The organism is Pseudomonadota bacterium (assembly GCA_030775045.1).
Lineage (GTDB): Bacteria > Pseudomonadota > Alphaproteobacteria > JALYJY01 > JALYJY01 > JALYJY01.
The window spans coordinates 1-5,450 of record JALYJY010000090.1 but is presented as its reverse complement, the minus strand read 5'-3'; the positions used below and the strand labels follow the sequence as shown (position 1 = coordinate 5,450).

Sequence of the window (5,450 nt, the reverse complement as noted above, 5' to 3'; positions counted from 1 at the left end):
ACCGGAACGTCCTTCCCGCGTTTCTGTGTCCGCGCCGGCTGCTCCCCCCCTGGTCCTGGACCGGAAAAGCTTTCGCTGGCCTGTGACGGGCAAGGTTGTGACGGCCTATGGCAAAAAGGACCCGGCGGGGGAAACCAGCAAGGGCACGCGCCTGTCTTCGCTGCCGGGGGCAATGGTGACCACGCCGCTGGACGGCATGGTCCGTTTTGCAGGAAATTTCAGGAATTACGGGCAGATATTGATTGTCCAGCATGCAGACGGCTATCATAGCCTGATTGCAGGTCTGGGAACGATCAACGCTTCCGTCGGACAGCGCGTCACTGCAGGGGAGCCCGTGGGCCTGATGCCCGCAGGGGCAGATGCCTCTCCCCTGTACTATGAGCTGCGCCGCCACGGGGAGCCGGTCAATCCAAAGACATTCACAGGATATCGGGGACAGGGACGTGGACAAGGGTAAAACGGGAAATCTTCTGACGGCTGTTGCGTTGCTGCTGGCCCTGTCACTGTCGCCGGCCTGTGCCCGGCCCGAGGCCACAGCCGCGGACAGCGAAAGCCGGCCGGCCGCATCGGCGGATATCTATCGCCAGCTGAACCTGTTCGGCGAGGTGTTCGAGCGCATCCGCAGGGAATATGTGGAACAGCCGGACGAGGAAAAGCTGATCGACGCGGCCATCAACGGCATGCTCACCTCGCTGGATCCGCATTCCAGCTATCTGGACCGCAAGACCTTCGAGGATATGCAGATCCAGACCAAGGGCGAATTCGGAGGCCTCGGGATCGAGGTCACCATGGACAACGGCCTGGTCAAGGTCGTCTCCCCCATTGACGATACCCCTGCGCACAAGGCCGGCATGAAGCCGGGGGACATGATCGTATCCATCGACGGGGAGCCGGTCATGGGCCTGACCCTGCCCCAGGCTGTGGAAAAGCTGCGCGGTTCTCCGGGATCAAAGGTGAGGCTGATGGTCCGGCGCGAGGATACGGCCGAACCCTTCGAGGTGGCCCTGACCCGCGCTGTCATCAAGATCGAATCCGTCCGCTACCGGGTCGAGGGTGACGTGGGCTATATCCGCATCACCACCTTCAACGACAAGACCCAGGTCGGCGTGGAAAAGGCCATATCCGCGATCGAGAAAACCGCAGGGCCAAAGCTGACCGGCTATGTCCTGGATCTGCGCAACAATCCCGGCGGCCTGCTGGACCAGTCCATCGCCGTGGCCGATGATTTTCTGGACGGTGGCCATATCGTCTCGACCCGCGGACGGCCCCGCCACACTGCTTCCGGAGAGACCATTCCCTCCACCGATGACCGGGTGATCGAGGCCACTCCGGGCGATCTGGCCCAGGGCAGGCCCATGGTGGTGCTGATCAACGGTGGGTCCGCCTCGGCCTCGGAAATCGTGGCCGGTGCGCTTCAGGACAACCGTCGCGCGGTCGTCATGGGCACCCAGTCCTTCGGCAAGGGCTCGGTCCAGAGCGTCATTCCTGTTCCGCCCCCCGGCGGTGCCATCCGCCTGACCACAGCCCGGTACTACACCCCCTCGGGCCGTTCGATCCAGGCCACCGGCATCACCCCGGACATCGATGTTCAGCCCGCAAAGGTGGAAGGCATGAAGACCGGCCATCGCCAGCGGGAATCTGACCTGCGCGGGGCGCTGTCAAACGATACCCTGAAGGACAGCGACCGGAAGAAAGACCTGAAACCCGGCAGCGAGAAATCTCCGGACGCTGATGACGGGGACAAAAAGACAGACGCAGCCCCGGATCCGGATGATCCGAAACAGGACTACCAGCTGGCCCGGGCCATCGACCTTCTGCGCGGGCTCAGCCTGTACAGCAGCACCCACGGCAACAGGGAGCCCTAGACCGTGTCTGAATCCCTCCCCTGGCGGCCCTGCGTGGGAATCATGCTGGTCAATTCCAGGGGGGAGATCTTTCTGGGGTGCCGGCTGGATATGCCCGATGCCTGGCAGATGCCCCAGGGTGGAATCGAGCCGGGGGAAGGCGTGACAGACGCTGCCCTTCGCGAAATGGAAGAAGAGGTCGGAACCCGCCAGGCCAGGATTCTGGCCGAGACTGCCGACTGGCACCGCTATGATTTTCCCGATTATCTGGCCGGCCGGATCTATGGCGGCAAATACCGGGGACAGCAGCAGAAGTGGGTTCTGGCGCTGTTCACCGGACAGGACGACGACATCGATCTGGCTGCCGGTGGCCACCGGGAATTCGCTGCCTGGAAATGGGTGCCCCCGAAATACCTGTGCGAAGCTGTTGTGCCTTTCAAAAGGCATGTCTATGAGGCCGTTCTGGAGGAATTCAGCCCCGTCCTCGAGAAACTGGCGCGGGGACAGGGTCCGCACAACCGGGCGTGATTGCCGATATTATCTTTCCTGCGCCAGAAAGATCCCGGCATACCTGTTGACCTTCTTCACAAGGATCCGGGTATAAACTTCCCAGTCTGCCAGGGTTATCCGGTTTTTTCCTTTTTTCACGGCTTCTGCCATCCGGGCGCTGATTTCCGGGCTGTAGTGGCTGGGGTCGCAGTAGAATGTGACCACCTCTGCCAGGTTCTGTTCCAGGTCAAATCCGTAGACAGCAACGTTGTCCATGTCCCTGACGGTTTCCAGGACCGCCCGGCGCATCATCATTTCCTTCCAGAATCCCTCATTGCCCGCCAGGATATGGGCAATCCGGGATACGGGCGGAAAAAACAGGGAAAAGCGCACATCGGGATGGGCCTTCAGCACAGGCACCAGATTCCGGCTGATATTGGGAAAATCCATGTTTTTCATAGTCCGGGGCAGGGACACCTGCAAGGGCAGGTCTGCTTTTTCTGCTGACCGGCGCAGTTCTTTCTGCGTGGCCGGGGAAGCGAACCCGGTGAACCGGTCTTCATGGGTCCATGTATAAAGGGTTTCCAGGGACCTGCGTTTGCGGACTTTTCCTGCAGCCAGCTTCAGGGCTTCCTCGATCACATCATTGCTGAACACATACCGCCAGTCGTCCGGAACATTGTCGTTGTACAGGAACAGTGGCAGGGGGGATTCTCCATGGAGGGCCTGTGGATCAGTACTGCTGTATGATGTAAATATCTCCCAGATGACCGATCTGACGTTCCCTGTGGACAGGGCCCTGTCTGCAATAACCCCCAGCTCTCTTGCCGTTCCGCCTGCCAGCGTCAGTTTCAGGGTCCGGGAGTCCACGGGAAAATTCTGGCTCATGGATGTGCCGATGATCACCGTATCAAATCCCTGTGCCGGGTCAGCAAGGAAAGAATTGATCAGTCCTGCATTCTGATAGCGGTCTGTTCCGTCAAGCAGGGGGACCTTCATGAACCAGGGCCTGTGCAGGACAAAAAACGGATCGAAAACCATCACAATGCCCACAGGCAGCAGGAAAAGAACCAAAGCCAGGCAGAGGGTTATCAGGGCAAATTTTCCGGGTTTCATTGAGTGCCTAGAACTGGAAATAGATAAATTCAGAGATCCGGTTGGAGCTGTAGATCATCAGGTACAGGGATACCGCCAGCAATACAGCGGACAGCCCGGCCCACCGGCGGTCAGGCCGCCAGGAATACCATCTTTTCTGTCCTGTGCCTTCAGCGTGGGCGATGATGTCCATGGTATTGGGCATCAGCAGGGCAATGGCCGTCGCCATGGCCAGGAAACCGGCCCCTGCGAACTTTTCTCCCATGCCATTGTGGCCCGCCATTCCGGCCAGAAGATTCAGCGCTCCGGCAACAGTTGCGCTGCGGAAAAATACCCAGGCTAGGATGACAGCACCCATGGTCAGGATCCAGCCTGCCAGCTTTCGCGCCATGCCGGCGCTTTCCGGCGGGAAAGCGCGGCGCCACAGATGGTTGACCGCCAGATACAGGCCGTGCAGGCCGCCCCAGATAACAAAGGTCCATCCGGCCCCGTGCCACAGACCCCCCAGAAGCATGGTCAGCATCAGGTTGGCCAGGCGTCTGGCCTCGCCCCTGCGGTTTCCGCCCAGAGGAATATACAGATAGTTCTTCAGGAAATCGGACAGGGTGATATGCCAGCGCCGCCAGAATTCGATAATGCTGGCCGACCGATAGGGCGAGCGGAAATTGTCCGGCAGCCTGATCCCGAACATCAGGCCGATACCGATGGCCATGTCCGAGTATCCCGAAAAATCAAAATACAGCTGCAGGGTATAGTGCAGGGCCCCCGCCCATGAATCCAGCAGGGGAAGGGCCGCGCCGCTGTCCGCGCGGGTGAACACGGGGATGGCGTACTTCGCCAGTCCGTCCGCCAGCACAACCTTTTTGAAAAGGCCCATGGCCAGAAGACTGAGGCCCATGGCCGTTTTTCCCCATGAATATCCCTTTGCCGGAAGCTCGTGGAACTGCGGCATGATGCTTTTGTGGTTCAGAATGGGCCCGGCAATCAGGTGGGGGAAGAACGTCACAAAAGCCAGATATTCAGCAAAGCTGTGATGGCCGGCCCTGCCTCGCCAAGCGTCTACGATATAGGCAATCTGCACAAAGGTGAAAAACGAAATTCCCAGGGGCAGAATCACCTGCGGGATCGGGATGTTGAACGGCATGACGGCGTTGATGTTGACTGCCAGAAAGCCTGCGTACTTGAACCACGCCAGGCACAGAAGGTTTCCCCCAACCCCCAGCCACAGCAGTGGCCTGCTGCCCGTTTTCACCAGTCGTCCGCCGACAATAAAGTTGAAGACGATGGAGGCCAGAAGCAGGCCCAGATAGCGAAAATCCCAGAAGCTGTAAAAAACAAGGGATACCAGACCCACAAAAGCCACTACGGCCCGCCCGTGGCTCCACTTTTTCAGGGCCAGAAACAGGGCCAGCGACACCGGCAGGAAAAGAAACAGGAATTGCGGAGAATTGAACAGCATGTCAGCATTGCCAGGGAAACTGCATCAGGCTTCTGCGTCCCCGTGCCCCTTGATGCGGTGGGCGAGTGAGGCCTGCAGGAACATGTCCAGGTCGCCGTCCAGAACCGCGTGGCTCTGGCTGGTTTCCACACCGGTGCGCAGGTCCTTGACCATCTGGTAGGGGTGAAGGACATAGCTGCGGATCTGGTGGCCCCAGCCGATGTCGGTTTTCTGCTCTTCCAGGGCCGATGCGGCTTCTTCCCGCTTTTTCAGCTCCAGCTCGTACAGGCGCGCGCGCAGCATGTCCCAGGCCTTGGCCCGGTTCTTGTGCTGGCTGCGCTCCTGCTGGCACGCCGCCACGACCCCCGTGGGAATGTGGGTCAGGCGCACGGCGGAATCGGTCTTGTTCACGTGCTGGCCCCCGGCGCCGGAAGACCGGTAGGTGTCCGTGCGCACATCTTTTTCATCGATCTGGATGTCGATTTTATCATCGATGACCGGGCTGATGGCCACCGAGGCAAAGCTGGTGTGCCGGCGGGCATTGCTGTCAAAGGGACTGATACGCACCAGGCGGTGGACGCCTC

6 protein-coding genes are annotated in these 5,450 nt (G+C 60.0%); 3 read left to right on the top strand and 3 right to left on the bottom strand.

Annotation, left to right across the window (positions count from 1 at the left end; genetic code table 11):
* The 3 genes from M3O22_07790 to M3O22_07780 form a co-directional block, all read left to right on the top strand.
* On the top strand, window positions 1–457 hold a 457-nt coding region (locus M3O22_07790; GenBank protein ID MDP9196646.1), incomplete at its 5' end, for a peptidoglycan DD-metalloendopeptidase family protein.
* Window positions 444–1,865 (top strand): S41 family peptidase, encoded by a 1,422-nt coding sequence (locus M3O22_07785; protein MDP9196645.1) that lies wholly within the window; start codon window positions 444–446, stop codon window positions 1,863–1,865. The genes M3O22_07790 and M3O22_07785, both read left to right, overlap by 14 nt.
* Window positions 1,866–1,907: 42 nt before the next feature.
* Complete coding sequence (locus M3O22_07780) at window positions 1,908–2,372, top strand: RNA pyrophosphohydrolase (GenBank protein MDP9196644.1); 465 nt, start codon at window positions 1,908–1,910, stop codon at window positions 2,370–2,372.
* Window positions 2,373–2,381: 9 nt separating this feature from the next.
* Here M3O22_07780 and M3O22_07775 read toward each other — a convergent pair whose 3' ends face one another.
* The 3 genes from M3O22_07775 to M3O22_07765 form a co-directional block, all read right to left on the bottom strand.
* The gene (locus M3O22_07775) at window positions 2,382–3,449 is read right to left on the bottom strand and encodes a hypothetical protein (protein ID MDP9196643.1); all 1,068 of its coding nucleotides are present in this window, start codon (window positions 3,447–3,449) and stop codon (window positions 2,382–2,384) included.
* Window positions 3,450–3,456: 7 nt separating this feature from the next.
* Window positions 3,457–4,887 carry an MBOAT family protein gene (locus M3O22_07770; GenBank protein MDP9196642.1) on the bottom strand — a complete coding sequence of 477 codons (1,431 nt, stop codon included), beginning with the start codon at window positions 4,885–4,887 and terminating at the stop codon, window positions 3,457–3,459.
* A 24-nt stretch (window positions 4,888–4,911) separates the two neighbouring features.
* Window positions 4,912–5,450, bottom strand: a 539-nt coding sequence (locus M3O22_07765; GenBank protein MDP9196641.1) for a PCRF domain-containing protein, incomplete at its 5' end; no start/stop codon positions are given.

Coding starts and splice junctions, on each gene's coding strand:
- M3O22_07780 (MDP9196644.1), top strand. CDS start 1,908: ATGCTGGTCAATTCCAGGGGGGAGATCTTTCTGGGGTGCCGGCTGGAT.
- M3O22_07775 (MDP9196643.1), bottom strand. CDS start 3,449: ATGAAACCCGGAAAATTTGCCCTGATAACCCTCTGCCTGGCTTTGGTT.
- M3O22_07770 (MDP9196642.1), bottom strand. CDS start 4,887: ATGCTGTTCAATTCTCCGCAATTCCTGTTTCTTTTCCTGCCGGTGTCG.